The 15,960-nt window shown below is 69.6% G+C and carries 14 protein-coding genes and 1 pseudogene; 8 read left to right on the top strand and 7 right to left on the bottom strand.

The genetic code is table 11. The annotated features are described in order from the left end of the window. Positions 1–16 precede the first annotated feature (16 nt). Entirely contained in the window at positions 17–1,162 is a 1,146-nt protein-coding gene (locus ACQEWB_RS41815; protein ID WP_432840746.1) for a VOC family protein, read from the bottom strand. Positions 1,163–1,297: 135 nt separating this feature from the next. Here ACQEWB_RS41815 and ACQEWB_RS41810 point away from each other — a divergent pair, with 135 nt between their 5' ends. Next, a complete protein-coding gene (locus ACQEWB_RS41810; protein ID WP_432840744.1) occupies positions 1,298–1,933 on the top strand; it encodes a TetR/AcrR family transcriptional regulator in 636 nt (211 codons plus the stop codon). Between the two features lie 21 nt (positions 1,934–1,954). On the opposite strand, the gene ACQEWB_RS41805 is transcribed toward ACQEWB_RS41810, so the two are convergent. Further along, entirely contained in the window at positions 1,955–2,740 is a 786-nt protein-coding gene (locus ACQEWB_RS41805; RefSeq protein ID WP_432840742.1) for an LmeA family phospholipid-binding protein, read from the bottom strand. Between the two features lie 36 nt (positions 2,741–2,776). Continuing rightward, complete coding sequence (locus ACQEWB_RS41800) at positions 2,777–3,415, bottom strand: TetR/AcrR family transcriptional regulator (protein WP_432840740.1); 639 nt, start codon at positions 3,413–3,415, stop codon at positions 2,777–2,779. Between the two features lie 185 nt (positions 3,416–3,600). Here ACQEWB_RS41800 and ACQEWB_RS41795 point away from each other — a divergent pair, with 185 nt between their 5' ends. The 4 genes and pseudogenes from ACQEWB_RS41795 to ACQEWB_RS41780 all read left to right on the top strand — a co-directional run bounded on the left by ACQEWB_RS41795 (position 3,601) and on the right by ACQEWB_RS41780 (position 8,578). Continuing rightward, the gene (locus tag ACQEWB_RS41795; RefSeq protein ID WP_432840738.1) at positions 3,601–5,214 is read left to right on the top strand and encodes an MFS transporter; all 1,614 of its coding nucleotides are present in this window, start codon (positions 3,601–3,603) and stop codon (positions 5,212–5,214) included. Between the two features lie 247 nt (positions 5,215–5,461). Then, positions 5,462–5,617, top strand: a pseudogene (locus ACQEWB_RS41790) (type I restriction-modification system subunit M N-terminal domain-containing protein); the annotation flags it as partial. A gap of 119 nt (positions 5,618–5,736) precedes the next feature. Further along, positions 5,737–7,446, top strand: a complete 1,710-nt coding sequence (locus ACQEWB_RS41785; RefSeq protein ID WP_432840736.1) for an HsdM family class I SAM-dependent methyltransferase — start codon at positions 5,737–5,739, stop codon at positions 7,444–7,446. Between the two features lie 55 nt (positions 7,447–7,501). Beyond that, positions 7,502–8,578 carry a hypothetical protein gene (locus tag ACQEWB_RS41780; RefSeq protein WP_432840734.1) on the top strand — a complete coding sequence of 359 codons (1,077 nt, stop codon included), beginning with the start codon at positions 7,502–7,504 and terminating at the stop codon, positions 8,576–8,578. Between the two features lie 40 nt (positions 8,579–8,618). On the opposite strand, the gene ACQEWB_RS41775 is transcribed toward ACQEWB_RS41780, so the two are convergent. The 3 genes from ACQEWB_RS41775 to ACQEWB_RS41765 form a co-directional block, all read right to left on the bottom strand. Beyond that, entirely contained in the window at positions 8,619–10,538 is a 1,920-nt protein-coding gene (locus ACQEWB_RS41775) for a PASTA domain-containing protein (RefSeq protein ID WP_432840732.1), read from the bottom strand. Between the two features lie 106 nt (positions 10,539–10,644). Continuing rightward, positions 10,645–11,271, bottom strand: a complete 627-nt coding sequence (locus tag ACQEWB_RS41770; protein WP_432840730.1) for a TetR family transcriptional regulator — start codon at positions 11,269–11,271, stop codon at positions 10,645–10,647. 100 nt (positions 11,272–11,371) lie between these two features. Beyond that, on the bottom strand, positions 11,372–12,763 hold the full coding sequence (locus ACQEWB_RS41765) for a catalase family protein (protein ID WP_432840728.1): 1,392 nt from the start codon (positions 12,761–12,763) through the stop codon (positions 11,372–11,374). Between the two features lie 226 nt (positions 12,764–12,989). On the opposite strand from ACQEWB_RS41765, the gene ACQEWB_RS41760 reads away from it, so the two are divergent. From ACQEWB_RS41760 to ACQEWB_RS41750, 3 genes are read left to right on the top strand one after another with little or no spacing between them, the layout of a single operon-like run. Beyond that, positions 12,990–14,063, top strand: a complete 1,074-nt coding sequence (locus ACQEWB_RS41760; RefSeq protein ID WP_432840726.1) for a Rieske 2Fe-2S domain-containing protein — start codon at positions 12,990–12,992, stop codon at positions 14,061–14,063. Beyond that, entirely contained in the window at positions 14,060–14,248 is a 189-nt protein-coding gene (locus tag ACQEWB_RS41755) for a hypothetical protein (protein WP_432840724.1), read from the top strand. The genes ACQEWB_RS41760 and ACQEWB_RS41755 overlap by 4 nt, the downstream gene beginning before the upstream one ends. Next, positions 14,245–15,183 (top strand): PDR/VanB family oxidoreductase, encoded by a 939-nt coding sequence (locus ACQEWB_RS41750; protein WP_432840722.1) that lies wholly within the window; start codon positions 14,245–14,247, stop codon positions 15,181–15,183. Before ACQEWB_RS41755 ends, ACQEWB_RS41750 begins: the two co-directional genes overlap by 4 nt. Here ACQEWB_RS41750 and ACQEWB_RS41745 read toward each other — a convergent pair. Then, on the bottom strand, positions 15,098–15,949 hold the full coding sequence (locus ACQEWB_RS41745) for an IclR family transcriptional regulator domain-containing protein (RefSeq protein WP_432840720.1): 852 nt from the start codon (positions 15,947–15,949) through the stop codon (positions 15,098–15,100). The genes ACQEWB_RS41750 and ACQEWB_RS41745 overlap by 86 nt on opposite strands. Positions 15,950–15,960: the final 11 nt, after the last annotated feature.

The following is a 15,960-nucleotide window of genomic DNA, read 5'->3' as shown; positions in this document are numbered from 1 at the left end:
TCTTCAGAGGTGCGGGTCAGGAGTTCGCGGCCTTCAGCAGACCGAAGAGTCGCGCCGGGTCCATCTCGTTGTCGCCGCGCAGGGCCTCGATGACATCGCGGACCCGTTGCGGGGAGGGGCTCGCGCCGAGGAAGTCGCGGGTGGCGGGCGGGCCCCACTGGGCCAGGCCGCTGGTCGACATGGGCGCCCAGCCGGGCTCGACGTCGCAGGAGAACAGGTCGCCGTCGGCGAAGTGCTCCAGCATGAAGTGGTCGGGATCGCGCCAGTAGTCGAAGAGCTGGCTGCCCTGGATGTGCCGACCGATGCCCCAACTGCGCTTGTAGCCGCGCTCCTTGAGGTACTCACCACCGGCGGCGATCGAGTCCAGGTCGGTGACCTGGTAGGCCGAGTGGACGTAACCCGTGCCCGGCCCCAGGTGCATGGCCAAGGTGTGGTGGTCGGCCGGCACGCCGCCCAGGTCGCAGCGGATGAACGCCATCGTCGGGCCGCGGCCGCGCTGCCCGTCGAGGAACAGGAAGTCCGACACGATCATCCCGAGGGTGTCCAGATACCAGTCCAGGGCCCGGCCGAACACGCGGGTCTCCAGGACCACATGGCCCAGCCGCTGGATACGGGACGGCTCGCGCGGTGGACGCTGGGTTGCGTTCGTACGGCGGTGATCCGTGCCGAAGTTGAGGAGCAGCGGCTGCTGTTCCGGCAGCTCGGGAAGCTGCTCGCCGCAGTGCACGACCCGCACCGGGAAGCCCGAGGGATCGAGCAGGTCGACCACCTTGCCGCCGCCGGGTACGTCGGCATCCCGTACGTCCCGGCCCGTCGCCCGGGCCAGCCGGTCGAGGTCGGCCCGCTCGGTGGCCCGGAACGCGGGGCCGATGAAGCGGGATGTACGCCCCTTGCGGATCACCATGCAGGGCGAGCCGGCGAAGGTGCCGCGCAGCCACAGCTCCCGCTCGGTGCGGGCGGCGATCCCGAACCCGAAGTCGCGGGCGAAGACCTCCGCGCGGTCCAGGTCGGGCTTCTCGAACTCCAGCCAGGCCAGGTCGGCGACCTTGATGACGGGGTTCCGGGAGCGGCCGGGGTGTTCGCCGCGCAGGGCGCCTTGCTCGCCGTGGAGGTCTTGGTGGGCCGTGATGACGTCGGCCCCGTTGACGCGGGTTTCAGACATGGTGCCCTCCGAGCAACATTGCCGTAATGAGGAAATCATCAACTGTGACAGTTCCGTCGTCAAGATGTTCGCGGCAGGAAATGATGAATTCATCAGCACTGCGACCGTCATCGTCCGTCCGGTTACACTCTGCGCATGTCTACGTCGGCCCCGCCCAGCAACCGGTTCGAGCGTCGTCGCGCGGAAACCCGCCGGGCTCTTGTGCGCGCGGCCCGGCAGATACTCGCCGAGAGCGGTGACACCAGCGCCAGCATCCAGGCGATCGCCGAGCGCGCGGACGTGGGATTCGGCTCCTTCTACAACCACTTCGACTCCAAGGCGGAGTTGTTCGAGGCGGCGGTGGTGGACGCGCTGGAGGAGTTCGGCCAGAACTTCGACGAGCGCCTGGCCGGGATCGACGACCCGGCGGAACTGGTCGCGGCCGGCTTCCGGCTCAGTGCCCGGATGGCCGATTCCCACCCGGAGCTGATGCAGGTCCTGCGCCGCCGGGGCCTGGGGCACATCCACTCGGACAACGGACTGGCCCGCCGGGCGCTGCGCGATCTCCAGGTCGGCATCGCCTCCGGCCGATTCACCACCCTCGACCCGGTGGTCGCCCTGTCGGCACTGGGCGGAACCCTGCTGTCCCTGGTGGAGCTGCGATTCGCCCGCCCCGAGGTGGACGGAGACGAGGCCGCGGTGAACCTCGCCGAGATGGTTCTGCGCATGCTCGGCCTGACACCGGACGAGGCTCACGACGTCGCCCGGCGCCCCCTCCCCGACCTCGACTGACCGCCCCGCCCTGCCCCGCCCCTACGCGCTCGACGACGAGTCCGGGCGGAAGGTGACCGAGCGGCCGGTGAAGCGGGCGTCGATCCCGTTCTCCGTCGTGGTGACCGACCGCAGATGGAGTCCCGTGGGAACGTTCTGCAGCGGAATGGGCTCGTCCAGAGCCTTGTCGATCAGCGACTTGAGCGGAGGCAGCAGTTCACCCTGCTCGGCGCGGACGTCCGTGAAGGCGATGCGGTTGCCGCTCGCCGCCGAGACGGCCGCGCTCACGGTCACGTCGCCGACGAGCGGCAGGCTGGCGGTCGCGTTGACCCGGCCCCGCTCGTCGCCCTGCGAGACCTCCACGCCGAGCGCGCTCGACACGTCTGTGTAGGACAGGAACGCCGTCGCCTCGACCTTGCCGGCGTGCGCCTCGTCGGCGCTCCCCGAGGTCTTCAGCCCGTCCATCCCGACCGTCAGCCTCGTCACCGGCAGGGGCCGGGTCGTGCCGTTCGCGGGTATGTCGTGGGCGGTGAGGTCGACGTGGTCCAGACGGCCCTCGGCCAGCTGGGTCAGCACGGGAAAGCCGCTGACGTGCACCGATGGCCGATCGGCGGTTCCCATGCCGTCCTGGAAGGCCTTGGCCGTACGGCTCTCCGCACGGGCCGCGGCGATCCGGTCGACCGCGACGGCGCCGACCAGCAATGCCGCCAGGGACGCGGCGACGATGATCAGGCGCCGCCTGGTCCGGGTCGGGGGGCTCACATACACGGAGCCGTCGCCGTAGTAGGGCTCGCCGACGTACTCCTCGTCGAGGTGGGGCTGGTACATGGTTCTCCTCTTCGGGTGGTGTTTCGGTAAGGGCGGCTAAGCGCCGTCGCCCTGGACGAGGGCCGGCTTGCGGACGCAGGAGGCGGCGCGGTCGGCGTCCACGCCCATCGCGATCAGGGCGGCGGTCGCGGTGCCGGTGCCGTCGTCGCTCCAGGCACCGCCGTTCACGCAGTCCAGAAGCCCCAGGAGGTGCCCCTCCAGCGCCCGGGTCAGCACGGCCGGCGGAACGACGGTCTGGAAGACCCCCTGCCGCTGCCCCCGGCCGATGATCGCCTCCGCCATGTCGCGTGCGGGGGCGAGGAGTTCGGCGACTCGTTCGGGCCCGAGGTCCTGGGGGGCGAGGCGGAGCAGGATGCGGTAGCGGTCGCCGACGGGCCACACGGCGAGGACGAAGCGGGCCAGTTCCATGACGGCGTTCGCCGCGGGAGCCCGCGGGGTCGCGAGCGCCTGTCGCAGCGCCTGTGCGGCGTCCTCCACCAGCCCCTCCACGAGCGCGGCTCTGCCGTTGAAGTGGCCGTAGACCGTACGGCGCACCACTCCTGCCGCCTCGGCGATGTCGCCGAGGCTGCTGTCGGGATCGCGGCCGAGTTCCTGCCGGGCCGCTTCGAGGATGCGGGCCCGCGTGAGCAGGGTTCGGCTGCGTTCCGAGGTGGCCGTGACGGGTGCGTGGGTCATGTCGGACCTCCGGTCGACGAGGGAGGGCGACTCGATATTTGCACATCGACGGGCAATAAACTAGTCTGCACATCGGCGGGCAATTAACTGCCCTGGCGTCAGGCCTCCTCTTGGCCTCGCCTGTGCCACTCCCATCGATCCGCACCCCGAAGCCACCGCTTCACCTCCTGCCGAGGAGCCTGACGATGCCGCTCTTTGTGAAGACACCCGTCGAGAAGATGACCGAGCCCTATCCGCGACGCTGGTGGGCCCTGCTGGTCCTGTGCCTGAGCCTGCTGATCGTCGTCATGGCGAACACGTCACTGATCGTGGCCGCCCCCGACATGACGAAGGACCTGGGCCTGAGCAGCAGTGACCTGCAGTGGGTCATCGACGGCTACACCGTCCCGTACGCCGCGCTGATGCTCGTGCTCGGCGCGATAGGCGACAAGTACAGCCGTCGCGGCGCCCTGGTTCTGGGTCTGCTGATCTTCATCGGCGGTTCGGTGATGGGCGGCCTGGTCGACGGGACGAGCCTGGTCATCACGGCCCGCGCGATCATGGGTGTCGGTGCCGCCGTCGTCATGCCGGCCACGCTCTCGCTGCTGGTCGCCATCTTCCCGCGCGCCGAGCGCGCCAAGGCGATCACCGCCTGGTCCGCCACCTCCGGCCTGGCCATCGCCGCCGGGCCGCTGGCCGCGGGCTGGCTGCTGGAGAACCACGCCTGGGGCTCGACCTTCCTGATGAACGTCCCCGTCGCCGTCCTCGGCGTCGTCGGCGCACTGCTGCTGGTCCCGCCGTCGAAGGCGGAGGGCATGGGCCGGATCGACTACGTCGGCGGCCTGCTGTCGATCGTGTCGGTCGGCTCCCTGGTCTACGCGACCATCGAGGGCCCGCACTTCGGCTGGGGCGTCGGCCCGATCACCGCCGCCGTGGTCGCGGGCGTGGGCCTGCTGGCCTTCGTGGCCTGGGAGTTGAAGCACCCGAACCCGATGCTGGATGTCCGCAAGTTCACCGAGCGCCCCTTCAGCGGTTCGATGCTCGCGGTGCTGTTCTTCTTCTTCGGCACCTTCGGCTCGATCTACTACTCCACCCAGTTCCTGCAGTTCGTCCTCGGCTACGACGCCCTGGAGACCGGCATCCGCCTGCTGCCCCTGGCCGGCGCGGTCTTCGTCGGCGCCGCGGTCACCGCCAAGCTGGCTCCGAAGCTGGGCGTGAAGCTGGTGGTCGGCACCGGCATGGTGATCGGCACGGCGGGCGTCTTCCTGCTCACACAGATCGAGTCGGGCTCCACTTACACCGACTTCCTGGCGCCCCTACTGCTGCTCGGCTTCGCGATCGGCCTGAGTCTGTCGCCGGCCACCGACACCATCATGGGCTCCTTCCCGGAGGACGAGCTGGGCGTCGGCGGCGGCGCCAACGACACCGCGCTGGAACTCGGCTGCGCCCTGGGCATCGCGATCCTCGGCTCCCTGCTGGCCACGTCCTACAAGGACAAGCTCACCGACATGGTCGGCGGACACCTCCCGGCCGCCGCGCTGGACACCGCCAAGGACTCGGTCGGCGGCGGCGTGGCGGTCGCCGAGCAGGTCGCCAAGAACCCCCAGGGCGGCGCCGAACAGGCCCAGACCCTGCTGGGAGCGGTGCACGAATCCTTCGCCCACGCCATCGCCCACACCAGCCTCGTCGGCGGCATCATCATGGCCGCCGGAACCCTGATCGTCATCGCCGTCCTGCCCAGCCGCAAGCACACCACGAAGCCCGGTCAGGAAGCAGCGGCCGAGACGACCGCGGAGCAGACCGAGACCGTGGGCGCCTGAGCCCCGCACACCGGAGGCCGGAACCCCGATTCCAGCCTCCTCCACCCCCAGGACGGGCCGTGCCTTGAGCGGCGCACGGCCCCGGACGGTGCCGGGAGGGGACACCCGGCACCGTCCCCTTTTTTCGTCGTCCGCACCGAGGACGCCGACACCGTCCCGGACACACCGATCACCATCACGCCTGATCACCGGGTGAGACGATGACCGGTGCCCGACCGGTGGGTGGCGGCCGGGCCGGGGAGGGCAAGTGACTGGGGTCGAAAGCCGGGCGCTGGTGGATGCCGGCTGGGCTGTGGCGGATCTACTGCGGGGCAGCATGCCGGCCAGTCATTACGGCAACATAATCCTCCCGTTCACCCTGCTGCGCCGGATGGACTGCCTGCGCCGGCATGAGTCGGCCCTGCGGCAGAGGGCGACAGCCGCTCGTGGGAAAACGGTCTCGCGGCCACTTCCGCAGAAGCAGCGACGGCCGGATCGGACGGAGCCGGCGGCGCTCCGGACACTCGGGACGGCCTCGGCGCATTGCTCGCGACGGTTGACGAGACGTCATCGGATGCGGAGTCGCTGCTCGCCGAGGCATTGGGGCACTTTGTTCAGGTGCTCTCCGCGGAGGCCGTCGAAGTACTGGACTCCTTCGAATTCGCCACCTCGGTAAGGCAATTGGCAAGCGCGCGGGTGCTGCGTCGCGTGGTGTCCCGGTTCGCCGAGCTCGATCTGAGCCCTGATGTCGTCTCCGACCAGGAGATGGGGTGGGCGTACGAGGAGTTGGTTTGGCGTCTCATCGATGTGGTGCCGGAGATATCGGGCGACCACACGAGCCCCCGGGACGTGACCACGCTGGCCATCAGACTGCTGCTTGGCCCAGATGCAGCGACGCTGGACGGGGCGGGCCCGCCGATCACCGTCTATGACCCGTGCTGCGGCACTGGAGGCATGTTCACCGCCGTCGAGGACTTCCTGCGTGGCCTGGACAATCCCCCTGAGGTGACGGCCTTCGGCCAGGAAGACAACCCGGCGAGTTATGCGATCGCCCGTTCTGCCCGCCTGATGGAAGGCGCGGACCCGACGGGCATCCTGTCCGGGAACGTCCTCAGCAACGACCGGTACCCAGGCAAGACGTTCGACTACCTGCTGTTGCATCTTCCATGGGCCCTTGATTGGCGGCAAGCGCGCGACGTAGTCAAGCGCGAGGCAGAGGAGTTGGGCCATGCCGGCCGCTTCGGGGCGGGACTGCCCCGCACAAGTGACGGTACGTGGCTCTTGCAGAACGACCTGCTGGAGGGTGTGGTCGCCCTGCCCACGTACCTCTTCATCAACACCGGTTTGCCCGCGTGTCTGTGGCTGTTGTCCAACCGCAAGCCGCCCCAACTGCGGGGCAAAGTGCTTGCGTTGGATGCCCGGGGGCACTTCGCGACCCTGCGCGGGATGCTGGGCCGTAAACGGCACTACCTGAGCGACCAGCACATAGACCACCTCGCCGAGTGCTACGAGGCCGCATACACCGGTAGCTCGAGGGAGAGGCAAGAAGTCGACGGTAAGGACGGGGTGTTGCTGCTCGACGTCGATGACTTCGGCTACCAGGAGGTTACGGTCGAGCAGCCCCTGCGGCAGTACTTCGGGGTGACCGCCGATACCGTCACCGATGCCGCGTCCTGGTCAGCGCCGGCACGTTTCGCAGGAATGGATGCCCTGGTGGGTGCTCTCCGCGCGCTGAAAGGGCAGAACTGGAGCACCTGGGACACGTTCGAGGGCGCCTTGTCCACGGCGCTGAAGAACGAGGGTCTGTCGGTGGAACTCCCGCGCGGGTTGTCGCGCCGAGTAAGACACGCAGTGGCCGTGTCGGCTCCGGACGGTGAGCTCCAGAAGGACGCGCGGGGGCGTCCGCTGCCGGATCCCGAGCTGCGGCACAAGGTGCGGGTACCCGTGGGGCAGGACGTGGGCGAGTTCATCGAGCGGGAGATCGCGCCTGAGTACCCGGACCTGTTGCGCGACCAGATCGGCGTCGAGATCGGCTACGCGTTGCCCCAGGCCCCCTTCCTGTCCGGTGGGCCCGGTACGGGCTTCGGGCCGCTGTCCACGGTGGCACGGCGCGTGGGAACCGGCTCAGCCGGCAGGCGGGCCACGGGCCTACCTCTTCTGAGCGGCAGAGAACTCCAGACGGTGGCGACCTCGGCGGAACTCAACGGAGACTCCCCGGCCAGGGCAACCGCTGGCCGTCTGTACCGGCGGTGACGTGGTGGGACTCGCGGGCAACTGGCGTCTGCTACCAGTGGAGTTCGGAGAAGCCGTGACCGGTCTGACCGTGCTGCGCCCGATCGGCAACCACGGGCGGGCTCTGTGCGAATGGATGCGGACTCGGGCGAGCGAGGAGGACGGCCCTTACTCGCGCGTGTCCATGAACTCGCCCGTGCCCGTCGAGCTCATCAAGGACCCTGAGTTCAACGCGCATCTGGACGACCTCGATCACGGCAAGGCGGCGCTCGCCGTCACGACCTCGAGGATTCTGCCGAACATGTTCCAAGGCCTGCAGGCCGGTCTCGGCGAGATGCGCCGTGCCGCCAAGGCCTCCGCATACGAGGCACGCATCATAGAAGAGCTTGTCCAGCCGCTCGGGGACCCGGTCCGACGGGCCGAGTGGACCTACCCGTACCACGTGGCGGCACTGGCCCGGCAGTACCGCATCGCCACGACGCTGGCCCGCCGCAAGGACGCTCTCCTGAAACTCGCGGAAGGCGTGGCTCGCTGTGTCGGGGTGCTTGCCGTCGCGGTCCAGATCCACCGGGACCCGGGCTACGTCGACACTCTTCGCAGGAACAGATCCCTCACGGGCGGCGCAACCTTCGGAACATGGGAGAAACAGATCGAAGCGCTGGTCAAGGCTGGTCTCATTCCCGAACTGCCGGAACTGGAAGGAGCCCTGGACCCGGGCGGGGTGCTCGGAACGCTGCGTGAACTGCGCGGGATGCGAAACGACTCCAGCCACGCCAGCAGAGTGCAGCCGGAACACAAACTGGAGCGGGAGGTCGACGCTCTGCAGCCGCTGGTCGACACCTGTGCGTATGCCGGCAACGGCGGATTCACCCTGATCGGGCGGCGTCTCCAAGGAAGCCATCCTGACTGGGAGCCCTTCGAGCGCTCATTCCCCGACACCCTCGACCCGGACCCCATCTACGTGGAAGGCCCCTCTTCCTCGCGGCCGCTGCCGTTGTGGCCCGTCGCGAGGGTCGAGGTCTGCGAGGACTGCGACGCACGGGAGCTGTTCCTGTTCCACAAGTTCGACAAGTTCGACAAGTTCGACAAGACGAGCGGGGACATCACACTGCGCTGCGGCAGGGACCACAAGTTCCCCCGGGACGACTCCTGAGGGTTGGCACCCCGGGTCCAGTCATCGACTGAGTGACGTCTCACTGGCCGCCGGTCGCCGACGCCGGTGTCGTCGCCGTGTCGTCGGCCGGTGTCCCGTCGTCCGACGATGTGTCCTGGGCCTCCTGGGTGACGACGACCACAGTGCTGCCCGCCTCGACCTCGCTCCCGGCCTGCGGGGTGCTCGACGTGACCACGGCGTCGGAGGCCTGGGAGTCCCCGGAGGCGACGGTCACCTGCAGGCCGAGGCCGCCCAGCTCGTTCTGGACCTCGTCAAGCGTCTTGCCGACGATGTCCGTCGGGATCTGCACGGTCTGCACCGACTTGGCGACCTGGACGTCGACCGAGGTACCGGGCTCGACCTCCTGTCCCGCGGTGGCGCTCTGTTCGATGACGGTCCCGGCCTCGGCGTCGCTCTCCACCTCGGTCGTGTCACCCAGTTCGAGACCGTGCTCCGCGAGCAGCTTGCGGGCCTCGCTCACAGTGCTGCCGGTGAGGTCGGGCACCGTGGCCTTCTCGGCCTCCTTGGCCACCGTGAGGGTGATCTCGGTGCCCTTCTCGACGCTCTCGCCGCCAGCGGGGTCCTGTCTCAGGACGGTTCCGGCGTCTTCGGTGGACACCTTGTGCCGGAGCTTCACCTTGAAGCCCTTGTCCTCCAGGATCCGGGACGCGTCGTCCTCGTCCTTGTCCGTGACGTCCGGCACCTCGACCTTCGGAGCACCGGTGGAGACGGTGACCGAGACCGCGTCCCCCTTGTCGAGCCTGCCGTCCAGCGGGGTCTGCGCGCAGACGTGGCCCTTGGGCTGGTCCGCGCAGGGTTCGTTCTTGGTGACGGTGAGGGTGAGTCCGACGTTGTCCGCCGTGCTCCTGGCCTCCGGCAGGGTCTGCCCCACGAGATCGGGTACGTCCGCCTTGCCGTCGTCGGCCGTACCGCGCCCGAACATGAACCAACCGAGCACGAGCGCCACGACGACGACCGCGACGCCCGCGGCGATCAGCACGACATGCCCTCTACGACGGCCGCTCTCTTCCCTGTCTCCGCCGTCGAGGTCCTCGTAGCCGCCGTCGGACACCTCATCCAGGACGTCCCGCGTCCCTAGGCACGCCTCGACGTCGGCGAGCATCTCCTCCGCGGACCGGTAGCGATACGCGCGGTCCTTGGTCAGCGCCCGCAGGACGACCGTGTCGACCTGCGGACCGACCTCGGGGTTGTAGAGGCTCGGCGGCCGCGGCTCCTCCTGGACGTGCTGGTACATCACCGCCATCGGCGAGTCACCGGTGAACGGCGTGCGGAGGGTGAGCAGTTCGTACAGCAGGCAGCCCACCGAGTACAGGTCGGAGCGGGCGTCGATGTCCTGCCCCAGCGCCTGCTCCGGGGAGAGGTACTGCGCGGTGCCGATCACGATGGAGGTCTGGGTCATGCCGACGTCCCGCGCGTCACGGGCGATGCCGAAGTCCATGACCTTGACCTGACCGGACCAGGTGACCATGACGTTGGCCGGCTTGATGTCCCGGTGCACGATGCCGTGCTGGTGGGAATGGGCGAGCGCCTCCAGGACTCCGGCCGTCATCTGCAGGGCGCGTTCGACGGTCAGCGGCGGCCCGGAGTACAGGGCGTCGCGCAGGGTCGTGCCGTCGACGTACTCCATCACCAGGTACGGCAACTGCGCCCCGTATGCCAGGTGTTCACCCGTGTCGTAGACGGCGGCGATGGCCGGGTGGTTGAGCGAGGCGGTGGACTGCGCCTCCCGCCGGAACCGCTCCTGGAGTGCCGGATCGTGGGCGAGGTCGGTGCGCAGCGTCTTCACCGCCACGCCGCGGTCGAGTCGGAGGTCGTGCGCGAGATGCACCTCGGCCATGCCTCCGGAGCCGAGCAGCAGGCGCAGTTCGTACCGGCCGCCGAGGACCGCCACCGGCGCGGGGTGGGAGTAGGCCAGATCGTCTGGTCCGCCGAAGTTCATGCGCAAGATAATTGCACACCTCGGGGTAACTAATGAAGTGGGGGCGGACACCGAAAGACCCCGGCGCCTTCGCACCGGGGTCACGTCGGACTGCGCGTGGGCGGCCTCAGCTCTCGGCGCGGGTCACCTCGTCGACGACGGCCCGCGCCCGCTTCTCCGGCACACCGGCCGCGATGAGCGTGGTGAGGGCCACCCGGGTGCCGTCGTCCTCCAGAGCCCCGGAGTTGACCTCTTCCAGCAGGGCGACCGTCATCGCCTCCAGGCCGGCGCTCAGCACCGGGGCCGGCAGGTGGGAGTGGAAGACGCCGTCCCGCTGCCCCCGCTCGACGATGGCCGTGACCCGGACCCGGGCGGGCTCCAGGATCCCGGCGACCCGGTCCATGCCGAGGTCCCGCCGGGCCAGCGCCAGGAGCATGCGGTACCGGTCGCCCACGGGCCAGAGCGACAACGAGAACTGCGCGAGCGCCCGATCGGCCGGTTCCGACGCCTCCTCTTCGACCGCCACGGCGGCTTGGAGCGCCTCGGCGGCCTCCTCGGCCAGCGCGTCCAGGAGTGCCGCCCGTCCGGGGAAGTGCCCGAACAGAGTGCGCCGTACGACACCGGAGGCGCGGGCGATCTCCTCCAGGGTGATGTCGGGATTCCGGCCGAGCTCCTGGCGTGCGGTGGCCAGGATGCGTGCCCGGTTGGACCGTGCGTTGCGTCGCTGGGGCACACGGCCGACGGGCTGGGACACGGAAGGACCTCGACAAGCCAGGACGGGGAACGGACCTCTCCATTCTGGCACGCGGGCCCCGACCGATCCGCGGCCGCATCCGGGATCGGTCGGGGCCTGTTCAGGCGGGAAGCTCCTTGACGTCGGACGGCTCCTGCGGCTCGATGCCGTTGAAACCGTGGCGAAAGTCGCTGGAGGCGGGGTACGCGGCGCGACGCGAGCGCATGATCGAGCCGAGCGGGCGGTGAGCCTCCAGGGCGTGCCAGGGGCTGAAGGAGAGGACGTCGTCGGCGTAGCGGCGGCGGGCGTCGCTGTAGGCGTCCTGGGCGGGCAGGTGCAGCACGGCCACGGTGCGGTGGGGTGACAGTTCCTCGGGCCACAGGACCGAGGCGTCCTCCACCGGCATCCGGTCGACGTCCGTGCACAGCTGGGCGCGGATGTCGTACTCGGCGCTGTTGTGCGCGAAGAAGTCGATGACGAGGTCGCGCAGGGCCGATTCTCCGGCCTTCCTGTCGACGTGGCTGCCGGTCAGGGCCTTGACGTTCGCCGAGCGGGGGGCGGCGGACATCTTGACGACGTGGTCGCCGTAGCGCAGCGCGGCCATGGAGTGGAAGGTCTCACCGAGGATGTGGTCGTTGGCGGCGGCCAGGGTCTCGACGGCGGGCGGTAGCGGACGTCCGACGCGGGTGAGTGCCTTGGCGGCGACGCGTGCTGCCGCACCGGTGAGCTGGAGCTGCTGGTCGCTCTGGCGGGGCTGTTTCTCCAGCAGGTCCTGGAGTTTGGCGTACTCGGCGATGTTGCCGAAGGGCAGGGTGGGGTGGTTGACGAGGAGGAAGTCCTGCGTGGTGAAGCCGTCGTCGAGGGCGCGGGGCCCGGGAGCGCCGATCACCTTCATCGCGAGGCCGCGCTGGACGGGCACCTGGTCGGAGCGCAGGTCGCCGGGGGCGGAGGAGAAGCGGACGATCACCGGATAGGTGGCCGGTTCGGCGAAGAGGCCCTGGGCGAGGTGGGCGGGGAGGTCGGGCTGGACGCGCAGCTCACCCGCGAGGACGCCGTGGCTCTTGGCGTGGGCGTCGCGCAGGCCGTGGCGGTGTTTGTCGGCGACCTGCTGGTTGGCCTTGCCCATGGCCGCGACGACCTGGCGGACCAGTTCGTCCTCGTTCGGAAAGGGCTGTTCGAGGTCGGGACGGTAGCGGACGTACGAGGTCGTCAGTACGTGCCGGGCTGCAGCCTTCAGTGCCGCCTCGAGGTCACGGATATCGGCCGGGCGCCGCGTCTCGGAACACAAGAGCAGTAAGGCCTGTTGGCAGGCCTCTGCCGCAGTGGCGGGCAGAGTCCCGTTGACCCGGTGGTATTCGAGCAGTTGCAGGAGGGTGACGGGGGGCTTGGACAATTGCGTCAGGCCCCGCTCGCGCAACACGGCGCAGAAGGCATCGGTATCCAAACCGTAGTCTCCGGCAGCGACGGCGACATCGTCGTCGCTGAGCGGGGCGAGGATCATCGTCGGCGCCACCTTCGGCTCCCCCGGGCACGAACCGCACAGCAGCACCACCCGGCGCTCCACTCTGGCGACTAGGGGCTGATAGAACAGGGCTCTGACCAGCCTCTGACCAGCCCCTTTACAGAAGTTCTTCCGCCTGGCAGAAGCCGTCTTGCCGAGCCGACGCAGGCTTCACGACCCTGATTTCAACCACGGCACGCGGGGCGACGACGCCCCGCCGACAGGGACGGGAACTGCCATGCCGCACATCACCGCATTCGCCAGGAACCAGTGGTACGTCGCCGCCTACAGCCACGAGGTGGGGCGCGAGGAGTTGCTCGGCCGGACGGTCCTTGGTGAACCCCTCGTCTTCTACCGGACGGAGGAGGACGGGTCGCCCGTCGCGCTCGCCGACCGTTGTGTGCACCGCCGGTTCCCGCTGCACGAGAAGCCCAGCCGGCTGGACGGCGACCGCCTGGTGTGCGGGTACCACGGGTTCACCTACGACACCTCGGGCACCTGCGTGTACGTGCCCGGTCAGAAGCGCATACCGCGGACCGCCCGGGTCGCCTCCTACCCCGTGGTCGAGCTGGACTCCCTGGTGTGGGTGTGGATCGGCGACCCGGCGCTCGCGGACGCGGACACCATCCCGCGGGCCCGGCACCTCGACTCCCCCGGCTGGACCACCGTCCGCGGCATGGAGCCCATCGACGCCGACTACGGCCTCCTCGTCGACAACCTCCTCGACCTCTCCCACGAGACCTATCTGCACGGCGGTTACATCGGCACCCCCGAGGTCGCCGAGACGCCGATCACCACCGAGGTCGACGAGGGCGCGGGCATCGTGCGGGTCAGCCGGCACATGGACGACGCCGAATGCCCGCCGTTCTACGCCAGGTCGACCGGCATCGAGGGCCGGATCACCCGCTGGCAGGACATCGAGTACCACGCCCCGTGCCTGTATCTGCTGCACAGCCGGATCGCGCCGGTGGGCGTGCTCCCGGAGGCCGACGGCAGCGACCCGAACGCCTTCCACACCGAGATCACGTACGCGATCACGCCGTCCGCCGACGGCAAGGTGTACGACTTCTGGGCCGTCTCGCGCGACTGGGCGACGGAGGACGACGAGGTCACCGAGTTCCTGCGGGCCAACAACCACACCGTCGTCATGCAGGACGTCGACGCGCTCAACCTCCTTCAGCGGACGCTGGGTTCGGAACGCGCGGGCTACCAGGAGCTGAGCATCAACATCGACACCGGCGGCCTGGCCGCCCGCCGTATCCTCGCCCGGCTGGTCGAGGAGGGCGACAAGCCCGTGGAGAAGGTCCTGTGAGCAACAGCCCCACCGGGGAGATCTACCGGATCGACTGGCTGCCGGGCACCGACGTCCTGCACGGCACCTGCCACTGCGGTGCCGAGCACGCCGCCCAGGACCCGATCGAGATGTGGGAGTGGATGCTCGGCCACCCCGAAGGACACCGACCACAGGGTCACGAACCGCGAGGTAGCGATTCATGAGCGACGTGTACGAAGCCGAACTCGTCGTCGGCCACAGGGAGTTCGCGGCCGACGGCGTGCTCGCCCTCACCCTGCGCCACCCGCTGGGCGAGAAGCTGCCGGCCTGGGAGCCGGGCGCCCATGTCGACGTGCTGCTCGGCCCTGAGCTGGAGCGCCAGTACTCGCTGTGCGGCGACCCCGCGGACCGTTCGGCCTGGCGCATCGCCGTGCTGCGGGAGCCGTCCGGACGCGGCGGGTCCGCCCATGTGCACGAGCAGTTGGGGCAGGGCGGCAAGGTGCGGGTGCGCGGCCCGCGCAACCACTTCCGCCTGGAGCCCGCACCGGGCTACCGCTTCATCGCGGGCGGCATCGGCATCACACCGATCATGCCGATGCTGGCCGCGGCGGAGGCGGCGGGCGCGGAGTGGACGCTGTTGTACGGCGGTCGCACTCGCAACTCCATCGCGTTCACCGAGGAGTTGGGGCGGTACGGCGACCGGGTGACCGTCGCCCCGCAGGACGAGACGGGTCTGCTGGACCTCACCTCCGTGCTGGACGGCCTGCCCGAGGGGACGCTCGTCTACTGCTGTGGTCCCGGCCCGCTCCTCGACGCGGTCGAGGAGCTCTGCCCGGCCGACCGGCTGCATGTGGAGCGGTTCGCGCCGAAGGCCCAAGAGGCGGGCGAGAACAGTGAGTTCGACGTCGAGCTGGCGCAGAGCGGCCGCACCGTGACGGTCGCGCCGGACGTCTCCGTGCTCGACGCCGTGCGTGCCGCCGGTGTCGAGGTGCTGTTCTCCTGCACCGAGGGGACCTGCGGCACCTGCGAGACCGACGTCCTCGAAGGGACGCCGGAGCACCGGGACTCGGTGCTCACGGACGCGGAGCGGGAGAGCGGGGAGACGATGATGATCTGTGTGTCCCGCTGCCGTGGGAAGCGGCTCGTGCTGGACCTGTGATCCCGAGGTCGGCGTCGATCCGGGCGACCGTCGCGAGCAGCGGCGGCAACAGGTCCCGCCGTATCGACTCGACGGTGTTGCGACCGGCCGGCACGGCGATGTTCACGGCCGCGACCACTTCGCCGCTCCGGTCCCGCACCGGGGCGGCGATCGACCGGAGCCCCTCCTCCAGCTCCTGGTCGACGACCGCGTACCCCTGGCCGCGCACCCGGCGCAGTTCGGCGCGGAGTTCGCGCGCCGACACGATGGTGAACTCGGTCAGGGGGCGCAGCTGTGTGCGCGCGAGCCGGGCGTCTATCTCCTCGTCCGGCAGATGGGCGAGGACGACCCGGCCCACCGAGGTGACGTGTGCCGGGAAGCGGGTGCCCACCGTGATGGTCGCGGACATGATGCGGCGGGTCGGGACCCGGGCGACGTACACGATGTCGTCGCCGTCCAGGACACAGAGTGACGAGGACTCCTTGACCTGGGCGACGAGTCGCTCCAGATGCGGTTCGGCGATCTGCGGCAGGGTGACGCTGGAGAGGTAGGAGTAGCCGAGCTCCAACACCCTTGGCGTGAGCCGGAATTGGCGCCCCTCCTGGTGGACGTAGCCCAGGTCGACGAGGGTGAGCAGGAGTCGGCGGGCGGCGGCGCGGGTCAGGTCGCAGCTGTCGGCGACCTCACTCAGGGTGCGGGCGGGATGCTCGGCGTCGAAGGAGCGGATGACGGCGAGACCGCGCTCGAAGGACCTCACGAAGTGTGGTGCACGGGCTCCCGCTGGCATCCCGCCTCCAA

The organism is Streptomyces sp. CA-249302 (genome assembly GCF_050936785.1).
GTDB lineage: Bacteria > Actinomycetota > Actinomycetes > Streptomycetales > Streptomycetaceae > Streptomyces.
This window is presented reverse-complemented; position numbering and strand designations above follow the sequence as displayed.

Bases quoted from the DNA above. Each gene is read 5' to 3' on its own strand.
- ACQEWB_RS41815 (WP_432840746.1), bottom strand. From the start codon at position 1,162: ATGTCTGAAACCCGCGTCAACGGGGCCGACGTCATCACGGCCCACCAA.
- ACQEWB_RS41810 (WP_432840744.1), top strand. From the start codon at position 1,298: ATGTCTACGTCGGCCCCGCCCAGCAACCGGTTCGAGCGTCGTCGCGCG.
- ACQEWB_RS41805 (WP_432840742.1), bottom strand. From the start codon at position 2,740: ATGTACCAGCCCCACCTCGACGAGGAGTACGTCGGCGAGCCCTACTAC.
- ACQEWB_RS41800 (WP_432840740.1), bottom strand. From the start codon at position 3,415: ATGACCCACGCACCCGTCACGGCCACCTCGGAACGCAGCCGAACCCTG.
- ACQEWB_RS41795 (WP_432840738.1), top strand. From the start codon at position 3,601: ATGCCGCTCTTTGTGAAGACACCCGTCGAGAAGATGACCGAGCCCTAT.
- ACQEWB_RS41775 (WP_432840732.1), bottom strand. From the start codon at position 10,538: ATGAACTTCGGCGGACCAGACGATCTGGCCTACTCCCACCCCGCGCCG.
- ACQEWB_RS41760 (WP_432840726.1), top strand. From the start codon at position 12,990: ATGCCGCACATCACCGCATTCGCCAGGAACCAGTGGTACGTCGCCGCC.
- ACQEWB_RS41750 (WP_432840722.1), top strand. From the start codon at position 14,245: ATGAGCGACGTGTACGAAGCCGAACTCGTCGTCGGCCACAGGGAGTTC.
- ACQEWB_RS41745 (WP_432840720.1), bottom strand. From the start codon at position 15,949: ATGCCAGCGGGAGCCCGTGCACCACACTTCGTGAGGTCCTTCGAGCGC.